Raw genomic sequence first — 23,658 nt, forward strand, 5'->3', positions numbered from 1 at the left:
CTGCCGAAGGGTACCGGGAGAGCGCCCGGCGCCGGAACGTCGCCGCAGGTGGGAGGGCGCCGCTTGACCCGTGGCGGGCGTTCGGCCAGATTACGCGCGTGACCTCTACCACGCCCGGCCTGTGGGTGCATCCCGAGAATGACCCGCGAGCGACGGGCGTCGACCCGGTCGGTGAGAAGGAGACCCTCTGGGAGTACCTCTGCCGCTACCGCATGACCCTGGTCATGAAGTGCGAGGGCCTCGACGCCTCCCAGCTCGCGCGCCGCGCCGTGCCGCCGTCGACCCTCTCCCTGCTCGGGCTCGTCCGGCACCTCGCGAACGTCGAGCACCACTGGTTCCGCAGGGTGCTGCAGAGCCGCGACGAGCGCGGCCCGTTCGAGCTGCCCGGCTACCCCGACGTCGACTTCGACGGCGCCCTCCCGGACGCGACCTGCGTCGAGGAGGCGTGGGACGCCTGGCACCGCGCCGTCGAGGTCGCCGACGACTGCTTCGCCGGCGAGGACCTGGGCCGCGAGGTGCCCTATGACGGCGGCACCGTCGAGGCGCGCGACGTGCTGCTGCACGTGCTCGAGGAGTACGCCCGGCACATGGGCCACGTGGACCTGCTGCGCGAGTGCATCGACGGGCGCACCGGGCTGTAGCCCGCGCTGTGGCCCCGCCCGGGGCCGCGTAGCGTGCCGACCATGGCGGGTGTGCGGAGCTTCCTCAGCGGCGTCCTGGTCCTGCTCGCGGTGCTGGCGGCGGTGGTCACGGTGCCCGCCCGGTACGTCGAGGGCACGCTGCTGGACACCGAGGCGTACGTCGCGGCGACGGCGCCGCTCGCGGACGAGATCACCACGCAGGACGCCGTCGCCGAGGTGCTGACCGGCACCGTGGTCGGCCAGATCGACTCGGGGGTGCTCGCCGGCGCGCTGCGGCCCGTGATCGGCGAGGTGGCGGACCTCTTCGTCCGCTCCGACGCCTTCCCGCCCGCGTGGGAGGAGGCCACCCGGCAGGGGCACGCCGCGACCGTGGCGGTGCTGCGCGACGAGAGCGACGTCGTCGACGCCGCGGACGGCGTGGTGACGCTGCCCCTCGACCCGTTCCTGGAGTCGATCGGTCAGGCGCTGCGCGACCGGGGGCTGCCCGTCCCCGAGGGCTTCGCGTCGACCGGCGCGGACGTCGTCCTGTACGCGTCCGACGACCTCGCCACCGCCCAGTCGGCCGTCGCCGTCCTGGACCGGTGGACCCCCTGGGCGCTGCCGGCGACGGTGCTGCTCGCCGTGCTGGCGGCACTCGCCGCCCGGCCGGGCCGGCGCCTGCGCACGGTCGCCGCCACGGGAGCACTGACCGCCGTCGCGATGCTGGTGCTCCTCGTGCTGCTGCCGGAGGCCGTGCAGGCGGGCTTCGCCGGGCTCGACGTCGGCGAGGCGGGACGCCAGGTGCTGGACGACACCGTCGATGCGCTGCTGGTGCCACTGCGCACCCAGCTGTGGTGGGCGTTCGGGATCGCCGCGGCGGTGGGGGTCGGCGCGGGGGTCACGGCCGGCGTGCTGCGCCGCGGCCGCGCGGCCTGATCCTCGGCCCGGACCTGCCGCCCGGGCGTCGGCCCGGGCGGCAGGTGCGGGTCAGTCGCCGGAGGTCGCCCAGAAGAGGGCCTGGGCGGCCTGGCCCAGACCGCCCTTCGGGTGGGTGCGGAAGAACACCGACGTGCCGAAGACGACGGCCCGCGCGCCCGACTGCGCCTCGCCCGAGACCACGGCCGCCTGGCCCGCCGCCGCGTCGGGGCCGCCGGACCCCGTGTCCGACGGCGCCCAGTGGCCGGCGAGGAGCGGCCGGTCCGCGTCGTAGGACTGCTCGGCCGTGGTGCCCTCGCCGAGGTCGGTGAACCAGGTCGCCGGGTAGACGAACGCCTGGTCCTGCGGGTGCGCGGACAGGAACGACGAATCCGCGGTGTCGACGTCGACGATCCCGTTGCCCGACCGGTTGCCCGTGACCGCCGAGCCCTCCACGAGCCCGTACGTCTCGGCGACGGCGAACGCGGCCGCCGTGCGGCCCACGACCGAGCCGCCGTCGTCCACCCAGCCCTGCACGGCCGCCCGGCCCGCGCTCCCGGCCGGGAGCGTCAGCGACGACCCGACCCACAGGACGTCGGCGTCCTCGAGCCCCGTCGTTCCGGTGGCCGCGCCGGCCTCGATGCCGCCGGCCGACACCCGGACCAGGTCGTCGAAGCCGAGCTCGGTCAGGGACAGCAGGTCGTCCTGGGTGCCGGCGTACGCGACCGTGAGGTCGTCGAGCTCCGCCGCCTCGTCGAGCCGGCGCAGCTCCTGCCGGGTCGCGGCCTCGAAGGGGACGTCGTGCTCGCGCGCGACCTCGCGGACCGTCCGGCCGTCGGCGCGCCCGACGACGGCACGCCCGTCGTCCAGGAGCCAGACCGGGACGTCCTCCTCCAGCAGCGCGTTGAGCGCGCGGTAGTCCTCGACCCCCGCGACGTCGAACGCGACGTGGCGCGCCCCGTGCGGCACCCGCGCGTCCGACGGCTCACCGCGCAGCGGCACCACCTTCCCGACCGGCCGGTCCGTGGTCGACCCGACGCTGTCGACCGTCGCGCCCCACAGGGACGACAGGCTCCACGCCGAGATGTCGTACATCGACGGCACCTTCGCCGAGATGTCGGTGCCCAGGTCGAGCAGGGCGTTCGCCAGGCCGCGCAGCGGCTGGTGCAGGTCGACGACGAACGACCCGCGGGGGTACGTCGTGCCGCCGACGCGGGTGCTGCGCGTCAGCGTGCCCACCTCCACGCCGTGGAACAGGAGCTGGTCCACCAGCGCCTCGGCGTCGGCGGCGGAGCGCTGCCCGTCGCCGACGGGGATCACGTAGGCGCGCGGCAGGTCGACCGGGTCCTGGTCGTCGACCACGTCCCAGTGCTGCTTCCACTCGTCCGGTCCGGGCACGGCCGCCACGTCGTCGACCGTCAGCGCGTCCTTCGGCTCCCCGGCCGCGCCGCGGCGGAACGCCTCGATCTGGTCGGCCAGCATGGCGTCGTCGTGGCCGGCCACGTAGTCGATCATCGAGGTCATCGTCCGCTTCGCCACCGCCGTGTTGATGGCGGCGTCCTCGGGTGTGGTGGCCGGGCCGGTGCGGCCCTTCGGCAGCTCGACGGTGCTGGTCGTGGCGCCGTGGAAGGCCGCGTACTGGGCGGTGAAGATCGGCGGGTAGTCGTCCCACCCGGACGGCGTGTCGCGGTACGGGATCTTGATGAAGCCGGTGTTCTCGTCGACCGCCTCGTCCGTGGCCGGGTCGTAGTAGGTGTTCCCGGGGATCTCGGCCGCGACCACGTCGTCCTCCACCTGGCGCGCGATCGCGTACCCGTGGGGGATGAACAGGTCGTACTCGTAGTTCTCGCCGTGCGGCGGCCCGCACGGCTCCACCTGCAGCACGCCGGTGTACCCGTGGAAGTCGGCCGCGTAGAGCGGCTGGAGCGCCTGCGCCGTCGCGACGAAGGACCGCGACTCCGGAGTCGCCCCGGTGATCATGTCACGGTTGGCGTCGAGGCTCAGGCTCGTCGCCCTGGTGCCGAGGGTGCGCCCGTCGGGGTTGAGCGTCAGCGAGAAGTACAGCCGGTGGTCCTCGAGCAGGGCTGCGGTGGCCGCGTCGTCCGACGTCGCCAGGTCGTCGATGACCTGCATCGCGGCGTCGGTGCCCTCCCACTCGTTGCCGTGGATGTTGGCGCTGATCCACAGCGGCGTCTTGTAGCCCTCGGCGAGGCGGCGGTCGGCCGCGGCCCGCTCCGGGGACGTGCGGATCTCCTCCCGCCAGCGGGTCTGCTGCGCCGTCTCGCGGCGGGACTCCGGCGCCGTCACGGTCACCAGGTACAGGTCGCGACCCGCCGTGGAGCGACCCACCACCTGGGTCGAGACCCGGTCGCTCGAGGCCATGAGGGCCGTCAGCCGCGGGGCGATCTCGGCGTGACTGATCGTGCCGTTGAGGTCGGTCGCGTCGTCGTCCTCCGGCGGGTACACGGTCAGGTCGGGCTGGGACGGGTAGGCGCGGGGCATGTCGATCGCGCCGCTCGTCGTCCCGCCGCCGTGGCCGGGCCCCGAGCGCTGTGCCGTGCGCGCGAGCTCGGCGAACGACGCCGCCCCGACCGCGGTCGCGTCCCGCTCGGGGCCGCGGCCCGGGCGGTCGGGGCGGTCGTCGGCGGCGGCGGTGCCGACGAGCGTCGTCGCCAGGAGGGTGAGGGTGCCGAGCACCGCGACGGTGCGTGGGAGCTTCATGGGTCTCCTTCTCGTCGTCGTCGGCGTGGACTCCGTCGTCCCGCCCGGGAGCCGACGCCGAGCGCCGGTCCCGGACCAGCATGTCGTGACCCGGGGGCGTCGGCACGGCCGGAAACACGATGTTCACCGGGGACGCCAGGCGACGGGGACTATCCGCTTGCGTGCGTCTCCCCCGAAGAGGTCGGATGTCGCCATGACTGATCCCGCCCCCACGCCCGAGGCACGCCGGTTCCCCGACCTGTGGGTGGACCCCGAGGACGACCCTCGCCAGCAGTGGGCCGACCCCGTCGGCGAGCTGCAGACCCATTGGTCCTACCTGCGGTCCTACCGCGCCACGATCGAGATGAAGTGCGAGGGGCTCGACGCCGAGCAGCTCGCCCGCCGCTCCGTTCCGCCGTCGACCCTGTCCCTGCTGGGGCTGGTGCGGCACCTGGCGAAGGTGGAGCACTCCTGGTCGCGCCGAGTCCTGCAGGGCGCGATGGACCTGCCGAAGCTCTACGTCGCCGACGGCGGCCCGGACTGGGACTTCGACGGCGCCGTCGCGGACCCGGACGTCGTCGCGGAGGCGTGGGCTGCCTGGCGGCGCGAGTCGGCGGCCGCCGACGAGTGGCTCGCGACCCTGACCGACGCGGACATGGGGCGGGTCGTCCCGTTCGACGGCACCACCTCGACGGTGCGCGACATCCTCGAGCACCTCGTCGAGGAGTACGCCCGCCACGCCGGGCACGCCGACCTGCTGCGGGAGTGCATCGACGGCCGCACCGGCCAGTAGCCCTCCGCGAGCTTCTCCGTCTCGTCGTCCGGGCGCGGTCTACCGCGCGGGGACGCTCGCCGCCTCGTCCGCCTGCTCGCGGTCCACGCGGGCCGCGCGGAGGCGGGACATGATGACCGCGCCGAAGGCGATGCCCGCCGCGACCACGGCGATGACGATGCGCACCGCCTGGTTCGCGTCGGCCGGCACGCTCAGCATCACCACGGCGGGCGCGATGAGCACCGACACCAGGTTCATCACCTTGATGAGCGGGTTGATCGCGGGGCCGGCGGTGTCCTTGAACGGGTCGCCGACGGTGTCGCCGATGACGGTGGCGGCGTGCGCCTCGGAGCCCTTGCCGCCGTAGGCGCCGTCCTCGACGATCTTCTTCGCGTTGTCCCAGGCGCCGCCCGAGTTGGCGAGGAAGACGGCCATGAGGACCCCGGCGCCGATCGCGCCCCCGAGGAACCCGGCGAGCGGCCCCACACCGAGGCCGAAGCCGACGGCGATCGGGGCGAACGCGGCCAGCAGGCCGGGGGTGGCGAGCTCGCGCAGCGAGTCGCGGGTGCAGATGTCCACCACACGGCCGTACTCGGGCCGCTCCTCGTACGTCATGATCCCGGGGTGCTCGCGGAACTGGCGGCGCACCTCGAAGACGATCGCGCCCGCCGCGCGGGTCACGGCGTCGATGGCGAGGCCGGAGAAGAGGAACACGGTGGCGGCTCCGAGGATCACGCCCACGAGCGTCACCGGCGAGACGATCTCGAAGCTGAGCATCGCCGGGACCAGGCCCGCACCCCGCTCCGCGACCTCGCCCAGCGCCGTCGACACGGCGTCGGCGTACGAGCCGAAGAGCGCGGTCGCGGCGAGCACCGCCGTCGCGATCGCGATGCCCTTGGTGATGGCCTTGGTCGTGTTGCCCACCGCGTCGAGGTCGGTGAGGATCTGCGCGGCCTCCTCGTCGACGTCGCCGGACATCTCGGCGATGCCCTGCGCGTTGTCGCTCACCGGCCCGAAGGTGTCCATCGCGACGATGACGCCGACGGTCGTCAGCAGGCCGCAGCCCGCGAGCGCCACGAGGAAGAGGGACAGCCAGAGCGAGCCGCCGGCGAGCAGGAAGACGCCGCAGATCGCGGCGGCGATGACGCCCGCGGTGTAGACGGCGGACTCGAAGCCCACCCCGATGCCGGACAGCACCACGGTGGCCGCGCCGGTGCGCGACGTCGCCGCGACGTGCAGCGTCGGCTTCGACGTCGTGCCGGTGAAGTAGCCGGTGATCCACAGGATGATCCCGGCGAGCACGACGCCGATGACGACGGCCAGCGACGCGACCACGCGCGGGTCGGCGGTGACCTCGCCGAGCTCGGCGGTGCCGGACAGGTCGGCGAACGACGACGGCAGGTAGACGAACGCGGCGACCGCGGCCAGCAGGGCCCCGACGACGGCCGACAGGTAGAAGCCGCGGTTGATGGCCTTGAGGCCGTTCTCGCTGCCCCGCACGCGGGTCACGAGCACGCCCAGCAGCGCGACGAACGCGCCGACGGCGGTGACGATCAGCGGGAAGACGAGGCCCTGCTCCCCCATGACGGCCTTGCCGAGGATGAGCGCGGCGACCAGGGTGACGGCGTACGACTCGAAGAGGTCGGCGGCCATGCCGGCGCAGTCGCCGACGTTGTCGCCCACGTTGTCCGCGATGGTGGCGGCGTTGCGCGGGTCGTCCTCGGGGATGCCCTGCTCGACCTTGCCGACCAGGTCGGCGCCGACGTCGGCCGCCTTGGTGAAGATGCCGCCGCCGACCCGCATGAACATGGCCAGCAGCGCGGCGCCGAAGCCGAAGCCCTCGAGCACGGCCGGCGCCTCCGTGCGGTACACGAGCACGACGAGCGCCGCCCCCAGCAGCCCGAGCCCGACCACGGACATGCCCACGACGCCACCGGTGCGGAACGCGATCCGCGCACCCTCCGCGCGCCCGTCGGGACGGGTCGAGGCTGCCGCCACCCGCACGTTGGCGCGCACGGCGAGCCACATGCCCAGGTACCCGATGGCCGCGGAGAACGCGGCCCCGAACAGGAACGCGATCGACCGGCCCACCCGGACCCCGCCGTCGCCCGGCAGCAGGAAGAGCAGGGCGAACACCACGACGGCGAAGATCGCGAGCGTGCGGAACTGGCGGTTGAGGTAGGCGGAGGCCCCCTCCTGGACGCCCCGCCCGATCTCCTGCATGCCTGGCGTGCCCTCGGGGGCGGCGAGCACCTGCCGCCGCAGGGTGCCCGCACACACGAGCGCGGCCAGCGCGATGACGGCGATGACCGCGACGATCGTGATGCTGCTGGAACCGAACGTGAGCATCCGTCCTCCTTGACGTGCTTCCTCGACCCGGCGGGACGGCGGTGACCGCCCGTCGGTAAGGTCCCGCCGTCGCCGTTGACGGCGGGATGCCGGGGAGTCTACCCACATGTGACGGCCGTCACGAACCACCGTGGAATCCTGACCCCAACGATTCCCGTCCCCCGGCCGTCCCAGCGGGTGAGGACGGCACGGGAGGGACTGGTGGTCGCACGATGAGTCGCTGGGAGGACGAGCTCGCCGAGCTCGCACGGGCGCGAGGCCGTGCCCTGGTCGGGTACGCCTACGTGCTCTGCGGGGACCAGCGGCTCGCGGAGGACCTGGTGCAGGACGCGCTGGTCAAGGTGTTCGCGCGGCTGCGCCGGGGCTCCGGAGAGGCGCGGGGCGGGGCGGGCGTGCACCCGCTCGACGGGGGCGGGACGAGCGAGGCGTACGTGCGGCGCGCGATCCTGACCCTCTTCCTCGACGAGCACCGGCGCACGAAGCGGTGGGCGGCGGCGCGGCCGCTCGTGGCCAGCGACGACCGGGTGCGCGGCGCCGCCTCGGGCGCGACGGCGCGGGCGGACGTCGCCGCCGCGCTGGGGCGCCTGGCCCCGCGTGAGCGGGCGTGCGTGGTCCTGCGCTACTTCGAGGACCTCACCGTGCCGCAGGTGGCCGACGCCCTCGGCCTCGCGCAGGGCACCGTCAAGCGCTACCTCGCCGACGCGACGGCGACGCTGCGCGACGTGCTGCGCGTGGCCGACGATGGCGACCTGCGCGCCACGGGCCCCGCTGGCCGCGCGGGCACCGGCGGCACCACGACCACGACGACCACCACGGCAGGGCGGAGGGCCGGACGATGAGCACGCACCACGCGCGGGACGGCTGGGCGGACGCCCGCACGGACGAGACGCTGCGCCGCGAGCTGGACGCCCTCGCCGGCCTGGGGGCGTCGGCGTCGGCCCTCGACGACGTGATGGGATCGGTGCGGCACCGCGTACGCCGCCGGCGCACCGCCAAGCAGGCCGGCATCGGCGCCACCGCGCTCACCGTCGCCACCGGGCTCGTGCTGGGCGGCGCCGCGCTGCTGCCCGACGCGCCGCAGCCCCTGCCCGGCCCCGCGACCAGCCCGTCGCCGTCGCCCTCGCCGTCCGGCGACGACACACGGGCGGACGGCGCGCGCGCCGCCGACCTGATCCGGCCGGGGTACCAGCCGGGCTGGCTCGAGGGCACCGGGCTGACGTGCGGCATGGCGGCCGACGACGTGCCGACCACCCGGGCGGAGGGCTACAAGATCCTCGTCGCCGGGGACGACCCGCACCTGGGCGGTCCCGCTACCGACGAGCCGGCGATCCTCCGCCTGCCGACCTGGACCGTGGTCGACGAGACCCCGCCCGAGGACGGCGTCCTCGTCGGCCCGTCCCTGCTGTGGGCGCAGGACGGGCAGGTGGTCGACCTCGGGATCGACATGACCGAGGACCCGGTCGAGGTCCGGCCCGGGAGGCTCGACCGGACGGCCGAGGACTCCACCCTCACGACGTGCGCGCCGGACGGCGAGGCCGAGGGCACGACCGCGCACGCCACATCGTTGCCCGCAGGCGAGTACCAGGTCACGCCCTACGACGTCGTGTGGTCGGACGACTTCCGGGAGTCCGTGGTCGTCGCCGGCCCCTGGCTCGACGTCCGCGTGAATGCCGACGGCGCGACGCTCGTCGCTCCGGGGGCCGCCTCCGAGGCCGAGCCCTCGTCCGGGGACGGCACCTGCTCGGCGGCGGGTCTCACCCTTCCGGCGCCGGACGTCGCGGAGCTCCCCGGACCGGTGCGGGACACGGTGCTGACGCTCTTCGAGGCGGCCGTGAACTGCGACGACCAGGGGCTCACCGCACTCGCCGAGGCCGCCGACCGGCACGAGCTGAACTGGGGCGGGCAGCCGCCGGCCGAGCTCCTGGGGCTGCCTGGGGCCGAGGACGACGAGGACGTCTACGCGATCCTCGGCCGGCTGCTGTCCGGCACGACGCCCTGCGAGATGGGAGCGGACAGCAGCGAGGACGTCGACCGGGCGTACGCCTGGCCGCGCATGGACGGGGGCTTGTGCCAGGCCACCGCCCAGGACTGGCGGGACGCCGTGGACGCCGGCGCGCTCACCGAACGCGAGGCGCAGGAGTGGAACGACGGCCCGCGACCGGACTACGAAGGCTGGCGGCTGGTCGTCCGTGGCGACGGCGGCTGGATGCAGTTCGTCGACGGGTACCTGGGGCCGCCGCGCGGCGACTGACGACCGGCCGCGTGGGAGGATGACGGTCATGCCCGACGTCGTCCCCGCAGCCGCCCGCGCCCACACCGAGGACCTGGGGGCGTTCGTCTCCGCCTCGCCGTCGTCGTACCACGCCGCCCGGGAGGTGGCCCGCCGCGCGGAGGACGCCGGCTTCGTGCGCCTGGACGAGACGGCCGCGTGGGACGTCGTGCCGGGCGGACGCTACGTCGTCGTCCGCGACGGCTCCGCGATCGCGGTCGCGGTGCCGCCGACGGCGGGCGCGACGACGCCGTTCACCATCCTCGGCACGCACACCGACTCCACCGGGTTCAAGCTCAAGCCGAGGCCGACCACCGGCCGCGACGGCTGGGTGCAGGCCGGGGTCGAGGTGTACGGCGGGCCGCTGCTCAACTCGTGGCTGGACCGCGAGGTGGAGCTCGCCGGACGGTTGGTGACGTCGGACGGCTCGGGGGGCACGGTCGAGCACCTGGTGCGCACCGGCCCGATCGCGCGCATCCCGCAGCTCGCGATCCACCTGGACCGGTCCGCGAACGAGGGGCTGACGCTCGACAAGCAGCGGCACACGCAGCCCGTGGTCGGGCTCGGCGACGTGTCGCAGTCCGACGTGCTGGCGGAGCTCGCCGCGGCGGCCGGCGACGGCGTCGACGCCGCGGACGTCCTCGGCTACGACGTCGTCCTGGCCGAGACGCAGCCGCCGCGCGCCTTCGGCATCGGCGAGGCGCTGTGGGCGTCGCCGCGCCTGGACAACCAGCTCTCGACGCACGCCGCGATCGCGGCGCTGCTCGCCGTCGCGCCCGAGGACCTCGCGGGGATCGGCGTCGTCGCGGCGTTCGACCACGAGGAGATCGGGTCCGGGTCGCGCTCGGGCGCCGCCGGCCCGTTCCTGGAGGACGTGCTGCGGCGGGTGTCGGCCGGTCTGGGCGCGTCGGAGGACGAGCGGGCCCGCGCCTTCGCCGCGTCGCTGTGCGTGTCGTCCGACGTCGGGCACGCGGTGCACCCGAACTACCCCGAGCGGCACGACCCGGCCAACCACCCGCACGCGGGCGCCGGCCCGATCCTCAAGATCAACGCCAACCAGCGCTACGCGACGGACGCGCACGGGGCCGCCCGCTGGCAGGCCGCGTGCGCCGCCGCCGGGGTGCCCAGCCAGGAGTTCGTCTCGAACAACACGGTGCCCTGCGGCTCCACGACCGGGCCGATCACCGCGACGCGCCTCGGCATCCGCGTCGTCGACGTCGGCGCCGCCATCCTGTCGATGCACTCCGCGCGCGAGCTCACCGCCGTCGTCGACCCCTGGTACCTGTCCCGGGCGATGCAGGCGGTCCTGGCCGGCTGACCACCACCTGTCGTGGTCAGCGGAGGCCGAGCTTGCGGGTGCAGTGCGGCCACTGGCCCCAGCCCGCACGGTCCTGCAGGATCTGCGCGCGCTTGGTCTGCTCGGACTTGCCGTGGCGGTGCGGCAGGCCCTTGCCGCCGACGGCGTGCCAGGTGCGGCCGGTGAACTGGTACATGCCGTAGAACCCGTTGCCCGTGTTGGTGCGCGGGTTGCCACCGGACTCGCAGCGCGCGAGCTGGCCCCACACGTTCCGCTTCGAGATGCGGCTGGTGGAGATCCAGCCCGTCCTGCCGCCAGGCACGCGCACCTTGACGCGGTTGCTGTCCCGGCCGGTGGTGCGGGCCAGGACGGTGACCTTGGTGCCGAGGCGCGCCTTCGTGACCTTCTTCGAGCCCGAGCCGATGTCCTTGGTCAGCGTGACCTTCCCCTTGGTGTAGCGGGTGCCGGACACGTCCTTGAGCTTGGTCGCCGTGACCGCCTTCTTCGACACCCAGCCGACCTTGCCCGCGGGCGTGCGCACCTTGAGGCGGTGCGTGCCGCGGTCGAGGACGCGCAGCCGCGTGCCGTCGTCGGGCCGGGCGACGGTCCGGGACCGGCTGGACGAGGTCTTCGTCAGGGGTGCCTTGTTCCACTTCACCCAGCGGACGCCGCTGCTGCCGGCGGCGGTGCGCACGGACTGCGTGACGGCGGACGCGGGGGCCGCGGAGGCAGGGCTCGCGGAGGCCGCGGCCGGCACCACCAGGGCGGAGGTGACGAGCGCGCCGGCGACCGCGGCCACGACGGAACGACGGGCGATGGAAAGAGGCATGCGTACCAGGGAACAATGTCACGATCGGATAACAAAACCGGTGCGGGGATGGTCACACCCTCTTCACCGGATGCCGACGCCATTCCGTGCCGAACCGCGATATCCCGCCGGTTCCGCGCGCTTCAGGCCAGGCCCGACATGCCCGATCTGAGCCTCAGGCGCGGCGTCGACGGCGCACGAGCAGCGCCGCCCCCGCGCCGAGGAGCGCCGCCGCGGGGACGACCAGACCCGCCACCGCCGCGCCCGTGCGCGGCAGCTGCTCGACGGCGGTAGCCGCGCCGGCGGCCGGCGTCCCTGTCTCGTCGCCCGGGACACGGGCAGGGGTGTCGGTCGTCTCCTCCCCCGAGGGCGTCGCCGGGGACGAGGTCTCGGGGGCGGGCTCCTCGGCGTCGGGCGTGGCCGGCGTCGCCACCGGGTGCACCGGGGTGACCTGGGTGACCTGGTAGGGCGGCTCGTCGTCCGCCCGCGACGGCCGGGTCGGCCGAGATCAGGAGGAGAGCAGCGGCGGTCGCCGCCACGGTGGCATGGCGCATCGAGGCGTCCTTCGTCGGCGTCGGGAGCGCGGCCCGGCTCCGGGGGACGGAGGTGCCGGCAGCGCGGGAGATCCTCGATCGATGGTGCGGAGAAATACTGCTTTCGGGTGATTTCACCCTGATGTCAGGACACAGATTCCCCACGGCGGAGCCTTCGTACGCACGAGACGCACGGCCTCCGCGCGGTGCAAGACTGTCGGCCGTGCCCGCCGTCCCTGCCCTCGAGCCCGAGCAGCACCCGCTGCTCGACGTGCTCACCGCGCACGGCGCGCGGGCGGACCGGCTCACGCACGTGCGCACCTTCCCGGCGCGCGCCGGCGTGACGACGGACTGGCCGGCCTGGGCGGACCCGGGCGTGGTCGACGGCTACCGCGCGCTCGGCGTCGACCGACCCTGGGCGCACCAGGTCGAGGCCGCCGACGCCGCCCGGTCCGGGCGGCACGTCGCGCTCGCGACGTCGACGGGTTCGGGCAAGTCCCTCGCGTTCTGGCTGCCCGCGCTCACTGCGGTGCGCGGTGCCGAGCCCGCCACCGTGCTCTACCTCTCCCCCACCAAGGCGCTGGCGGCCGACCAGCTCGCCGGCCTGGAGCGGCTGGTCGCGGGGATGCCCGGGGCCCGCCCCCGCGTCGCGACCTGCGACGGCGACACCCCCACCGAGGAGCGCCGCTGGGTGACCGAGCACGCCGACGTGGTGCTCACGAACCCCGACTTCCTGCACTTCTCGCTGCTGCCCGGCCACCGGCGCTGGGCGCGGCTGCTGCGCGGGCTGCGGTACGTCGTCGTCGACGAGGGGCACGCCTACCGCGGCGTCTTCGGGGCGCACGTGTCGCTGGTGCTGCGGCGGCTCACCCGGCTGGCCGCCCACTACCGTCCCCTGTCAGACGCTCAGCTCGCCGGGGTGCTCCGTCCGTCTGACACGCCGCCCGACGCTCCGGACCTGCCAGACGCCCAGCTCACCGGGGTGCGTTCACGGTCTGGCACGTCGCCGGTGTTCGTGGTGGCCAGCGCGACGACGGCGGAGCCCGCGGCGAGCACGGCGCGGCTGGTGGGGGTGGCGCCCGAGGAGGTCGTCGCGGTCACGGCGGACGCGTCGCCCGCCGGACGACGCACCTTTGCGCTGTGGCAGCCGCCGGAGGTGGCGGGGTTCGACCGGTCGCGGGCCACCGGGGAGACGCCGACGCACGACGACGACCCCTGGGCGCTGCCCGACCCGCTCGACGCGACGCACACCGAGCACGAGGCCGAGGCCGTGCTCACGACCCGCGGCGCCGCGGAGCACCCGCGCCGGTCGGCCACCGCCGAGGCGGCCGACCTGCTCGCCGACCTCACGGCGCACGGCGCGCGCACGCTCGCGTTCACCCGGTCGCGGCGGGGTGCGGAGTCGGTGGCGCAGCAGGCGCGCGACCACCTGCGGCCGGTGGCCGCGGGGCTGGAGTCCCGGGTGGCGAGCTACCGGGGCGGGTACCTGCCGGAGGAGCGGCGCGAGCTCGAACAGGCCCTGCGCACCGGCGAGCTGCGCGGGCTGGCCACGACCAACGCGCTCGAGCTGGGCGTCGACATCTCCGGTCTGGACGCCGTGCTCGTCGCCGGGTGGCCGGGGACGCGCGTGTCCCTCTGGCAGCAAGCCGGGCGGGCCGGCCGCGCGGGCGCCGAGGGCCTGGTCGCGTTCGTCGCGCGCGAGGACCCGCTCGACACGTACCTCGTGACCCACCCCGAGGCGGTGTTCGACGCCGCGCTCGAGGCCACCGTCTTCGACCCGGCCAACCCGCACGTGCTCGCGCCCCAGCTCTGCGCCGCCGCGCAGGAGGTGCCGCTGCGCGCCGAGGACCTCGCCGCGTTCGGCGACCCGCGGGCGGTGCGCGAGGTGCTCGACGTGCTCGTCGCGCGCGGCGCGCTGCGGCGCCGGCCGTCGGGCTGGTACTGGACGCACGCGCAGCCTGCGTCGTCGATGGCCGACCTGCGCGGTTCCGGAGGACGGCCCGTACGGGTCGTCGAGGCGACGACGGGCCGGATGCTCGGCACGGTGGACGCCGGCTCGGCGGACGGGCAGGTGCACGACGGCGCGGTGTACGTGCACCAGGGCGCGACGTTCGTCGTGGACCACCTGGACCTCGCCGAGCACGTGGCCCTCGTGGTGCGCAAGGACGTGGAGCACGGCACCTGGTCGCACGAGGTCATGGAGATCGCGATCGACGAGGAGGGGCACCGGCCGGTGGAGGGCCGCGACTGGGGCCCGGTGCGGTGGGGCCTCGGCCCGGTGGAGGTGACGAGCCAGGTGGTGAGCTTCCAGCGCCGCCGCCTGCCGGACATGCAGGTGCTCGGCACGGAGGCGCTCGACCTGCCGTCGCGCACGCTCGCGACGACCGCCGTCTGGTGGTCGGTGCCGGACTTCGTGCTGCGGGCGGCGGGCGTCTCCCCCGACGAGACGCCGGGCGCCCTGCACGCGGCCGAGCACGCGTCGATCGGCCTGCTGCCGCTGCTGGCGACGTGCGACCGGTGGGACCTGGGTGGCGTCTCCACCGAGGTGCACCCCGACACCGGGGAGGCCACCGTCTTCGTGTACGACGCGTACCCGGGCGGCGCCGGCTTCGCCGAGCGCGGGTACGAGCTGGGCGCCCGCTGGCTGCGCGCCACGCGGGACGCGATCGCCGCGTGCGCCTGCGCGGAGGGCTGCCCGGGGTGCGTCCAGTCGCCCAAGTGCGGCAGCGACAACGCGCCCCTCGACAAGTCCGCGGCCCTGCGCTTGTTGGATGCCGTGCTGAGCCACGCGCCGGCGGAACCTACCATCGTGAGGTGACTACCGAGATCGACCTCGCCGAACGCCGCCGTTCCCGCGAGGACACGCGCGTCGACCCAGCCAACTCCCGCTCGTGGCTGCTGCTGTCGGCCCTGCGCGACGACATGTTCGACGCCGCCCAGCTCTCCCGCGCCGACCAGGTGATCCTCGACTGCGAGGACGCGGTCGACGACAGCCGCAAGGACGAGGCACGCCAGAAGGTGCTCGACTGGTTCTCTGCGGGCGGTCGCGCCTGGGTGCGCATCAACGAGCGCGGCTCGCAGGCCTGGGCCGACGACGTCCGCGCGCTGTGGGACTCGAAGGGCCTGCGCGGCGTCATGCTCGCCAAGACCGAGTCGCCCGACCAGGTGATCGACACGGCCCAGCGGCTCGGCGGCAGCGTGCCGGTGATCCCGCTGGTCGAGTCCGCGCTCGGCATCGAGGACGCCGTGAGCATCGCTCGCGCGCCCGGGGCCTTCCGCCTGGCGTTCGGCTCCGGCGACTACCGTCGCGACACCGGCACCGCCAACGAGTCGCTCGCGATGGCGTACCCGCGCTCGCGCCTCGTCACCGCCAGCCGGATCGGCGGGCTGCCCGGGCCGATCGACGGCCCCACCGTCGGCACCAGCCACTCGCTGCTGCGCGAGCAGTCGGCGGACGGCGTGGCCCTCGGCCTCACCGGCAAGCTCTGCCTGGACCTGGAGACGCCGGCTGTCATCAACGAGTCGTTCAGTCCGTCCAGCGCGGACGTCGCGTGGGCGATCGACTTCTTGGCCGACTTCGAGGCGTCGGGCTCCGTGATCCGGGACGGCTCGGACAAGCCCCGCCTGGCACGCGCCCGCAAGATCAGCGAGCGCGCCGCGCTGTTCAACGTCAACCCCTCCTGATCCCCGCCGCCGTCCGGCCCGGGCGCGCCTCACGGCGACGGTCCGGGTCGGGATGGCGGCTCGGCCTCGGGCTGCCGCGCGGGCCCAGGAGCAGGACCGGGCCGTGGCCCCGCGCGGGCGTGCGCGGCGGCGTCGCCGAGCGAGCCCACCCACGGCCCCACCTCCGGGCCGAGCGCGGCGCGCGTCGCCCGGACGCCGACGGTGCCGCCGTCCTCTGGGACGCACGCCACCACCCGCCCGCCGTTGCGGCGCACGGCCTCGGTCGCCGTCGCGCACGGGTCGGCGCCCTGCCGCCATGCGGTCGCGGCGGCGAGCGCGCCCAGGTCCGCCGCGGCCTGGGCCGCCCCTCGTGCCCGCTGCGCGGCGCCCAGCGCGCCGACGGCCAGCGCGAGCAGCACGACCACCGCCGCGAGCGCGAGCACGACGACGGTCCCCGCGCCCCGCTCCCGGCTCACGGAGCTCTCGCGCGGGTCCGGCCGGGACTCGTGCACCCCGCCGCACGCGGCGCTCACGGCTCCACCCACGCCGTCGCGTCCCCGGACGCCCGCACGGGCGCGTCCGCGAACCACCCGCCCACCACCGGCCGGGTCACCGAGACCCGCACCCACGTGCCGTCCCGGGTGACGGTCAGCTCCGCGTCGTCGCCGCCGACCTGCGCGACAGCCCGGCGCGCCGCCGCGTCGTCCTCCCCGATGGCGTAGGCGCGCGCCCCGGCCCGGGCCGCGTCCAGGGCGCGCATCTGCGCCGTGGACGCGGCCGCGAGGCTGAGCACCGCGACCAGCAGGAGGACCACCACCGGCAGCCCGACGGCGAGCTCGGCCGTCACCGCGCCACGCTCTCCGTCGGCCCCCCGTGACCGTTCCCCGGGGGCCCGCGTCGTGCGGGTGCCCCTGCTGCGGTGCGGGCGCATCAGACGGACAGCGCCGAGCTGATGATGTTCTCCAGCAGGCCTCGGACGGTGTCGCTCTTAAGCACCGCGATGAGCAGGCCGGCGAACCCGACCGCCGCCACGGTGGCGACGGCGTACTCCGCGGTGGCCAGCCCGGCCTCCGGGTCCAGGGGCGCGGGCTCCGACCCCGCTCCCGTGTCCGGACCAGCGATCACGCCACCGTCCGGTGCCGTCCCTGGCTCCCGCTCGCGCTCGGCCGCCACGCGGCCGTCGTCCTCGTTCGTCATGGCTCCTCCGTGTTCCTTCGGTCGTTCCTTGCGGTGTCCTTCTCGCGACCTGCGCCGGACGGTCCGGGCGGGTCGTGCCGCGTCCGCCCGGCCGGGCGGGCGCGGCGGACCCGGGCGGCGCCCGGGTCGTCGTGGGCCGGGCACGGTCACCCGGACAGCAGGTCGACGCCCAGCGCGAGCAGCACGGGCACGAGGCCGATCAGCACGAACGCGGGCAGGTAGCAGGCGCCGAGCGGCAGCACGAGCCGCACGGCGAGGCTGGCCGCGGCCGTGCGCGCGGCGGACCGACGGGCACGCAGCAGCTCCTCCCCCGCTGCCCGTAGCGCGCCTGTCGGGGACGCTCCGTCGGTCCAGGCCCCGCGCAGCGCCCGGTGTGCCGGGCCGAGCCGGCCGGGGGCGTCGCGCCACGCGCCGTCCCAGTCCGCGCCGAGCCGCAGCGCGTCCGCCGCCGCTCGCAGGGCCACGCCGTCGGCCGAGCTCGAGCCGGACACCCCGGAGGCCCCCGGCGACGTCGCGCCGGCGAGCGCCGCGCCCGTCGCCTCGAGGGCCCGCGGGACGCCGGCTCCCGCGCGGAGCGCCGCTCCGAGGAGCTCCAGCACGACGGGCACGTCCACGGGATCCGCCGCGGGCCCGTCGGCGCGGGTGGGTGCACGACCGTCCAGGGCCAGGCGCGCCACCCGCCGGTCGGCGGCACCGCGCGCCAGCCACCACGGCCCTGCGCCGAGCAGCACGGTCACCACGACCGTCAACGCGGCCCCCGCGACGGTGACCGCGCCGGCACCGTCGGCGAGCGAGCTCATGCCGCCTCCTCCCCCGCCGCCCGCGCGGCCGCGACCAGCCGGCGGGTCCACGCCCACCCGGCGGCGAGCAGCAGGAGCCCCAGGCACACCGCGACGGAGCCGACGCCGCCGTCGAGCGCCGTCGCCAGCGGGTCGGCGCCGAGCACCCAGCCGAGCGCGGCGCCCAGCAGGGGCAGCCACATCAGGACGCGCGCCGTGGCTCGCGGCCCGGCCAACGACGCTTCCCGCTCCCCGCGGGCCTCCGCCTCGGCCACGAGCGCCCCGGACACGGCGTCGAGCACGGACGCGAGCGGAGCCCCGACATCCCGGGAGAGCACCGCGGCGGCCACGACCGACCGAGCGTGGCCGGCCCCGCCGACCATCGGTGCCAGAGCCGCCGGGTCGGGCACCCCGGTGGCGTCGACGGGCACCGCGAGCGCGCGCGACCAGGCCGCTGCCGGCGGCGCCCCGGCCCGCAGCAGCGCCACCACCTGCGCGACGGCGACCCGCACCGCGTCCGCCCCCGTCGACGCGTCCCGTCCCCGGCGCCGCAGCGCCCTCGACCAGGTGCGGCGCGCGACCGTGGGGCGAGCGAGGATTTCCGCGCGGCGCCCGCCACGGGCCAGCACCAGCCACGCGGCGAGCGCCACCCAGAGCCCGACGGCCGCCGGCCCCGCCGCGATCCCCGCGCCGGCCCCCGCCCCGAGCCCTGTCACGACGCCCACCGCCGCACGAGCTCCTCCCACGCGCCGTCGGGTCGCGGGTCCGTGCCCGGCGCCCACACGGCGGCACGACGGACCGACAGCCGGCCGTCGTCGTCCCGCCCGACGAGGCCGATCTCGGCCAGGTGCCGACGACCGCCGCCCCGCCGCAGGTGGAGCACCACGTCGAGCGCGGCCGACGCCTGCGCGGCGACGGCGTCTCGCGGCATCCCGGCGAGCGCCGCGAGCGCCTCCAGGCGAGCGGGCACATGCTCGACGGCGTTGGCGTGCACGGTGGCCATGCCGCCGTCGTGCCCGGTGTTCATGGCGAGGAGGAGCTCGCGGACCTCGGCGCCCCGGCACTCGCCGACGACGATCCGGTCCGGCCGCATCCGCAGGGCGCCGCGCACCAGCTCGGTGAGCGTGACCTCCCCGACGCCCTCGACGTTGGGGCGCCGGGCCGCGAGGGACACCACGTGCCGGTGCCTGGGGGCGAGCTCGCGGGCTTCCTCGACCACGAGCACCCGCTCGGCGGGCGGCACCAGGGACAGCAGCGCGGCGAGCAGCGTGGTCTTCCCGGTGCCGGTGCCGCCCGTGACGAGCAGGTTGGCCCGGCCCGCGACGAGCGCGCGCAGCACGGCCTCCCACTGCGGCGGCAGCCCGCCCCCGGCGACCAGGGACTCCAGGGAGTGCGCCGCCTGCCGCAGCACCCGCAGGGCGATCACCGCGCCGGCCGGTGCGACGGGTTCCACGACGGCATGAAGCCGGGTCCCGTCGGGCATGCGCGCGTCCACCGTCGGGGCCGCGTCGTCGAGCCGCTGCCCGGCGACGGCCGCCATCCGCACGGCGAGCGCCCGCACGGCGTCGGGGGTGCCGAGGTCGAGGTCCACCCGCCGGAGCCCGTCGCCGCGATCCACCCAGACGTCGCGCGGGCCGTTGACGAGCACGTCGGTGACGTCGGGCGCGTCCAGCAGCTCCTGCAGCGGCCCGGCGCCGGTGAGCTCGGCCCGCGCCGCGCGCGCGAGGTCGCTCAGCGCCGCCGACCCGAACACCCGCCCGGTGGCCCGCAGGGCGTCGCGGACCGCGGCGTCGTCGAGCGCCGTCCCGGACGTGCCGACCCGGGCCCGCACGTCGTCGAGCAGGTCGCGGTCGACGAGCGCACGGGCGGTCACGACGCACCCGCCAGCGCCGCCACCAGCGAGGCCGCGGCACGACCGAGCGGTGTACGCCGACCGACAGGCGGCCCGTCGCCACGGTCGACGGCGGCGGGGAGGCGGGCGTCCGCGCGCACGGTCGCGGCCACCGGGAGCCCGACGGCGTCGCCCAGGGCGGCCGCGTCGACGCGGCCGGGCGCAGGCCGCCGCGCGACGAGCCACGGGTCCCGCACGCCGAGCTCGACGAGCTCGCCCCAGGTCGCCAGCGCCCCGGCCACACCGGGAGCGGTGCAGGGGGCCACGAGCGCCACCACGTCCGCGGAGGCCACCAGCATCCGCGCGGCCGCGGTCCAGGCCGCGGGTCGTGGCAGGTCGAGCACCACGGTCTCGCCGCTACGCAGCAGGCCGGTGCAGACGTCCACGACCACCGCGTCGTCGGGGCGGGCGGGGCTCAGGCGGGCACCGGAGAGCACGGGCACCGAGCGCCAGCGGGGTAGCGCCGCGACCAGGCCGACGCCGTCGACCTCCCCTCGGGCGGCCGCGAGCTCGGGCCAGCGGGCCCCGGGCTCGTCCTCGATGCCGAGCAGCACGTCGACGCCGGGGCCCGGCAGGTCGAGGTCCACGAGGACCGCGCCCTCCCCCGCCCGCCGGAGCCCTTGGGCCAGGGCCGCCGCCAGGGCGCTCACCCCGGCGCCGCCGCACGCGCCGACGACGGCGACCGTGCGGCGTGCTGGCCCCGGTGGCCAGGCCGCAGGCCCGGCTGGGGGCCAGGCGGTCGTCGGCCTGGTGTCCGTCGGCCGGGGCAGCGTGCGGATGGGTGCGTCGTCCATGCGCCCAGGCTGGTCCGCAGCGCTCACCCGTCGGGGCGGTGGGCGAGGATCTGTGGACGACGCTCGCCTGGGGGCGGCCTCCGTGCGGCGTCAGGCCGCGGCGGCGTCCTGCGGAACGTCGTCCACCTCGTCGACAGGTCGCCGCCCCCGCTCCCGCTCCGCGCGCAGCGCCGGCAGGAAGCACAGGACGCCGAGGACGCTGAACGCCCCGCCGAGCACCATCGCGAGCGACGTCGACGCCGTCTGCGCCACCCAGCCGAGTGCGGGCGACGCGACGGCGTAGGACGCGAAGCCCACCATCGATGCCAGGGACAGCACGGTGGACCGGTTGTCCCGCCGTGCCTCGCGGTGCAGCAGCGCGTTGTAGCTCGGCCCCGAGCTGCCGTGCAGCCCGTACGTGACGAGGTAGGCGACCACGAGCATCCCGGGCCCGCCGGCCAGCCCCATCCACACCGCGCCGAGCCCGTTGAGGACCCGCGACGCCATCGCCGTGCGGGCCACCCCGAACCGGCGGCTGGTGAGTCCGCACAGCGCGGCGCCGAGGGCGAAGGTCCCCCAGCCGACCGAGGCGACGGGGCCCATGACGGCCGCCGCCTGCGCCTCGCCCCCGAGCAGCTCCGCCATCCGGACGGGTTGCAGGGACTCGAACACCACCATGGCGGTCGCCGTGAAGAGCTCCACCAGCAGCAGGCCGCGCAGCACGCGGCTGTCCCGGGCGAGCCGCAGACCGGAGGCGACGACCGCGGGCATCTGTCGCGCGGATGCGACGGTGGACCGGACCGCCGCGCGCCACCGCCGTCGTCCGACGGGCACGACCGTGGCGGCGTCGGCCGGGCGACGCGGAGCCTCCCGGACGAGCAGGGTGACCATCACCAGGTGCACCACGGCGAGGACGCAGTACGTGGCGTAAGGGAGCGCGAGCGCCGACCACGCGGCGAACGGGTGCCACCAGATCAGCCCGCCCGACACGAGCGCGCCGAGGGCGATCGACACCCCGAGCACGGTGCCCTGGTGCGCGAGCGTGCGGTCGACGTCGGCGCCCGGGTGCTTCGCGTGCACGGCGTCGACGAACCACGCCTCGAGCGGGCCGGAGTCCAGCGCCCGGAACATGCCCATGAGCGCCGACGCGACGAGGAAGGCCCAGAAGGACTGCGCCAGCAGGAACGTGGTGGCCGCCAGCACCTGCACCACGGCGGAGGCGACGAGCATGGGACGCCGCCCGACGGCGTCGGCGGTGCCGCCGGTCGGGAGCTCGAGCGCGAACACGACGAGGCCCATCACCGAGGCGAGGCTGAGGGTCTGGGCCACGGTGAGGCCGCGCTCGATCGGCAGCAGCGTGGTGACCGTGACGACCAGGCCGACCGGGAACCACCGGGTGGCCGTGAGCAGGAGGAAGACGCGCTGCGGGCTCATGACTCGTCGTCCTCGCTCTCGGGCCCGTCGTCGACGGCGGCGGTCCTGGCGTCGGCGTCGGGCACGTCGTCGGCGTCGAGCGGGAAGAGGAACCGCCACAGGTGCAGGCGCCGCGCGCGCGGGTCGCCGGTGCCGACGCGCAGGTATTTGTTGACGACGGCCTCGAGCTCGTCCGCCATCGCGGCCGCCTGCTCGGGCGTGACGTCCACCCAGGTGTCGGTCATGCCGGCGACGTCGGTCCACTCCTTCGGCCAGCTCTCCTGCACGTCGAGCCAGTGGGCGTAGTTCGTGTCGAACTGCCGGTGGTAGTCGCGCACCAACCAACCGAGCGCGGTCTGGGCGTCCTCGTCGCCGCCGAAGTCGGAGTCGCGCCAGCCGTGGCTCTGCGTGGCCGCCGCCCAGAGCCGCTCCTTGCCGCGCCCCTCCTCGGTGTCCGTCACGAGGCCGACGGACGCCAGCTTGCGGAGGTGGTAGCTGGTGGCGCCGGTGTTGGTGGACAGCTCGGCCGCGAGCGCCGTCGCCGACGCCGGGCCGCCACGACGCAGCGCGCCGAGCAGCCGGGAGCGCAGCGGGTGGGCAAGGACCTTGGCGGCCTCGGCGGTCAGCTCGAGGTGGGTGTACGGGCGCTCCGGCGTCGGCTCCATGCGTGCAGAATAACCATGCACAACTCTTGTGCACAAGATCTCTGCACAAGAGTTGTGCATGAGACCCCGGACACCGCGGCGATCCTCCCGGCTAGGCTCTGGCCCGTGACCGACCGACCAGGACCGCGCGAGACGTCACCACCCGCGACGACGACGTCGCGGTCGCGCGTCGCAGCGTTCTTCGACCTCGACAAGACGATCATCGCGACCAGCTCGTCGGCCGCGTTCTCCAAGCCGTTCTACGCCGGGGGCCTCATCACGCGCGGCGACGTGCTGCGCAGCGCGTACGCGCACCTCCTCTTCTACGCGGGCAACGCCGACGCCGACCAGACGGAGCGGATGCGCAAGCACCTGTCCGAGCTCGCCACCGGCTGGGAGGTGAGCAAGGTGCAGCAGATCGTCGCCGAGACGGTGCACGAGCTCATCGACCCGTACGTCTACGCCGAGGCCGTGGAGCTCATCGCCGAGCACCACGAGCTCGGTCACGACGTCGTCATCGTCTCTGCCTCCGGCACCGAGCTCGTCGAGCCGATCGCCACCGTGCTGGGCGCGGACCACGTCGTCGCCACCCGCATGGCGGTCGAGGACGGCAGGTACACCGGCGAGATCGAGTTCTACGCGTACGGGGAGCAGAAGGCCGAGGCCGTGCGCGAGCTCGCCGCCCGGCGCGGCTACGACCTCGAGCGCAGCTACGCCTACTCCGACTCCGTGACGGACGCGCCGATGCTGGGCGCCGTCGGGCACGGCTTCGCCGTCAACCCGGACAAGACGCTGCGCCGCGTGGCCGCCGAGAACGGCTGGGGCGTGCTCACGTTCTCCCGTCCCGTGGCCCTCCGCTCCGCGATCCGCCCGCCCGCCGTGGCTCTCGCCGCGGGCGGCGTCGTCGTCGCCGTCGTGGCCGCCTGGTTGCTCCGCCGCTGGTGGCGGCGTCGGCGCGCCTGAGCGCTTGCACGCCCGCCCGGGCGGGCGTTCCATGGAGGGAGACAGCCGGACGCCGGGACCCACGCTAAGGAA

The 23,658-nt window shown here is 75.7% G+C and carries 22 protein-coding genes; 9 read left to right on the forward strand and 13 right to left on the reverse strand.

The annotated features are described in order from the left end of the window. The first annotated feature begins 98 nt into the window (after positions 1–98). Complete coding sequence (locus ACQP6G_RS16725) at positions 99–641, forward strand: DinB family protein (RefSeq protein WP_429765923.1); 543 nt, start codon at positions 99–101, stop codon at positions 639–641. A 42-nt stretch (positions 642–683) separates the two neighbouring features. After that, entirely contained in the window at positions 684–1,556 is an 873-nt protein-coding gene (locus tag ACQP6G_RS16730; RefSeq protein WP_429765924.1) for a hypothetical protein, read from the forward strand. A gap of 51 nt (positions 1,557–1,607) precedes the next feature. Here ACQP6G_RS16730 and ACQP6G_RS16735 read toward each other — a convergent pair whose 3' ends face one another. Next, complete coding sequence (locus tag ACQP6G_RS16735; RefSeq protein WP_429765926.1) at positions 1,608–4,256, reverse strand: M14 family zinc carboxypeptidase; 2,649 nt, start codon at positions 4,254–4,256, stop codon at positions 1,608–1,610. Positions 4,257–4,449: 193 nt separating this feature from the next. On the opposite strand from ACQP6G_RS16735, the gene ACQP6G_RS16740 reads away from it, so the two are divergent. Further along, entirely contained in the window at positions 4,450–5,028 is a 579-nt protein-coding gene (locus tag ACQP6G_RS16740) for a DinB family protein (RefSeq protein WP_429765928.1), read from the forward strand. Positions 5,029–5,067: 39 nt separating this feature from the next. On the opposite strand, the gene ACQP6G_RS16745 is transcribed toward ACQP6G_RS16740, so the two are convergent. Continuing rightward, a complete protein-coding gene (locus ACQP6G_RS16745) occupies positions 5,068–7,356 on the reverse strand; it encodes a sodium-translocating pyrophosphatase (RefSeq protein WP_429765929.1) in 2,289 nt (762 codons plus the stop codon). A 212-nt stretch (positions 7,357–7,568) separates the two neighbouring features. Between ACQP6G_RS16745 and ACQP6G_RS16750 the strand changes: the two genes are divergently transcribed. The 3 genes from ACQP6G_RS16750 to ACQP6G_RS16760 are packed head-to-tail and all read left to right on the forward strand — an operon-like array spanning position 7,569 to position 10,943. Next, on the forward strand, positions 7,569–8,195 hold the full coding sequence (locus ACQP6G_RS16750; RefSeq protein WP_429765931.1) for a sigma-70 family RNA polymerase sigma factor: 627 nt from the start codon (positions 7,569–7,571) through the stop codon (positions 8,193–8,195). Further along, a complete protein-coding gene (locus ACQP6G_RS16755; RefSeq protein WP_429765932.1) occupies positions 8,192–9,607 on the forward strand; it encodes a hypothetical protein in 1,416 nt (471 codons plus the stop codon). Before ACQP6G_RS16750 ends, ACQP6G_RS16755 begins: the two co-directional genes overlap by 4 nt. 28 nt (positions 9,608–9,635) lie before the next feature. Then, entirely contained in the window at positions 9,636–10,943 is a 1,308-nt protein-coding gene (locus tag ACQP6G_RS16760) for a M18 family aminopeptidase (RefSeq protein WP_429765934.1), read from the forward strand. 16 nt (positions 10,944–10,959) lie between these two features. On the opposite strand, the gene ACQP6G_RS16765 is transcribed toward ACQP6G_RS16760, so the two are convergent. Then, entirely contained in the window at positions 10,960–11,751 is a 792-nt protein-coding gene (locus ACQP6G_RS16765; RefSeq protein WP_429765936.1) for a transglycosylase family protein, read from the reverse strand. A 154-nt stretch (positions 11,752–11,905) separates the two neighbouring features. After that, complete coding sequence (locus ACQP6G_RS16770) at positions 11,906–12,163, reverse strand: LPXTG cell wall anchor domain-containing protein (protein ID WP_429765938.1); 258 nt, start codon at positions 12,161–12,163, stop codon at positions 11,906–11,908. Positions 12,164–12,486: 323 nt separating this feature from the next. Here ACQP6G_RS16770 and ACQP6G_RS16775 point away from each other — a divergent pair, with 323 nt between their 5' ends. Together ACQP6G_RS16775 and ACQP6G_RS16780 are read left to right on the forward strand one after the other, a co-directional pair. Further along, positions 12,487–15,081 carry a DEAD/DEAH box helicase gene (locus ACQP6G_RS16775; RefSeq protein ID WP_429765940.1) on the forward strand — a complete coding sequence of 865 codons (2,595 nt, stop codon included), beginning with the start codon at positions 12,487–12,489 and terminating at the stop codon, positions 15,079–15,081. After that, a complete protein-coding gene (locus ACQP6G_RS16780) occupies positions 15,078–15,947 on the forward strand; it encodes an HpcH/HpaI aldolase/citrate lyase family protein (protein ID WP_429765942.1) in 870 nt (289 codons plus the stop codon). The genes ACQP6G_RS16775 and ACQP6G_RS16780 overlap by 4 nt, the downstream gene beginning before the upstream one ends. A 29-nt stretch (positions 15,948–15,976) precedes the next feature. Here the strand turns inward: ACQP6G_RS16780 and ACQP6G_RS16785 are convergent, their stop codons facing one another. The 9 genes from ACQP6G_RS16785 to ACQP6G_RS16825 all read right to left on the reverse strand — a co-directional run bounded on the left by ACQP6G_RS16785 (position 15,977) and on the right by ACQP6G_RS16825 (position 22,644). Then, positions 15,977–16,459: an Rv3654c family TadE-like protein gene (locus ACQP6G_RS16785; RefSeq protein WP_429765944.1), complete on the reverse strand. Its 483-nt coding sequence runs from the start codon at positions 16,457–16,459 to the stop codon at positions 15,977–15,979. Continuing rightward, positions 16,456–16,773 (reverse strand): TadE family type IV pilus minor pilin, encoded by a 318-nt coding sequence (locus tag ACQP6G_RS16790; protein WP_429765946.1) that lies wholly within the window; start codon positions 16,771–16,773, stop codon positions 16,456–16,458. The genes ACQP6G_RS16785 and ACQP6G_RS16790 overlap by 4 nt, the downstream gene beginning before the upstream one ends. A gap of 83 nt (positions 16,774–16,856) precedes the next feature. Further along, the gene (locus tag ACQP6G_RS16795) at positions 16,857–17,123 is read right to left on the reverse strand and encodes a DUF4244 domain-containing protein (RefSeq protein ID WP_429765948.1); all 267 of its coding nucleotides are present in this window, start codon (positions 17,121–17,123) and stop codon (positions 16,857–16,859) included. A gap of 146 nt (positions 17,124–17,269) precedes the next feature. After that, positions 17,270–17,923, reverse strand: a complete 654-nt coding sequence (locus ACQP6G_RS16800) for a type II secretion system F family protein (protein ID WP_429765950.1) — start codon at positions 17,921–17,923, stop codon at positions 17,270–17,272. Next, on the reverse strand, positions 17,920–18,627 hold the full coding sequence (locus ACQP6G_RS16805; RefSeq protein WP_429765952.1) for a type II secretion system F family protein: 708 nt from the start codon (positions 18,625–18,627) through the stop codon (positions 17,920–17,922). Before ACQP6G_RS16805 ends, ACQP6G_RS16800 begins: the two co-directional genes overlap by 4 nt. Beyond that, entirely contained in the window at positions 18,615–19,775 is a 1,161-nt protein-coding gene (locus tag ACQP6G_RS16810) for a TadA family conjugal transfer-associated ATPase (protein WP_429765954.1), read from the reverse strand. Before ACQP6G_RS16810 ends, ACQP6G_RS16805 begins: the two co-directional genes overlap by 13 nt. Beyond that, entirely contained in the window at positions 19,772–20,587 is an 816-nt protein-coding gene (locus ACQP6G_RS16815) for a P-loop NTPase (RefSeq protein WP_429765955.1), read from the reverse strand. The genes ACQP6G_RS16810 and ACQP6G_RS16815 overlap by 4 nt, the downstream gene beginning before the upstream one ends. Positions 20,588–20,677: 90 nt before the next feature. Beyond that, positions 20,678–22,000 (reverse strand): MFS transporter, encoded by a 1,323-nt coding sequence (locus ACQP6G_RS16820; RefSeq protein WP_429765957.1) that lies wholly within the window; start codon positions 21,998–22,000, stop codon positions 20,678–20,680. After that, a complete protein-coding gene (locus tag ACQP6G_RS16825; protein ID WP_429765958.1) occupies positions 21,997–22,644 on the reverse strand; it encodes a winged helix-turn-helix domain-containing protein in 648 nt (215 codons plus the stop codon). The genes ACQP6G_RS16820 and ACQP6G_RS16825 overlap by 4 nt, the downstream gene beginning before the upstream one ends. A gap of 105 nt (positions 22,645–22,749) precedes the next feature. On the opposite strand from ACQP6G_RS16825, the gene ACQP6G_RS16830 reads away from it, so the two are divergent. Next, a complete protein-coding gene (locus ACQP6G_RS16830) occupies positions 22,750–23,586 on the forward strand; it encodes an HAD family hydrolase (RefSeq protein ID WP_429765959.1) in 837 nt (278 codons plus the stop codon). The last annotated feature ends 72 nt before the right edge of the window (positions 23,587–23,658 follow it).

The organism is Isoptericola nanjingensis (assembly GCF_050311635.1).
Lineage (GTDB): Bacteria > Actinomycetota > Actinomycetes > Actinomycetales > Cellulomonadaceae > Isoptericola > Isoptericola nanjingensis.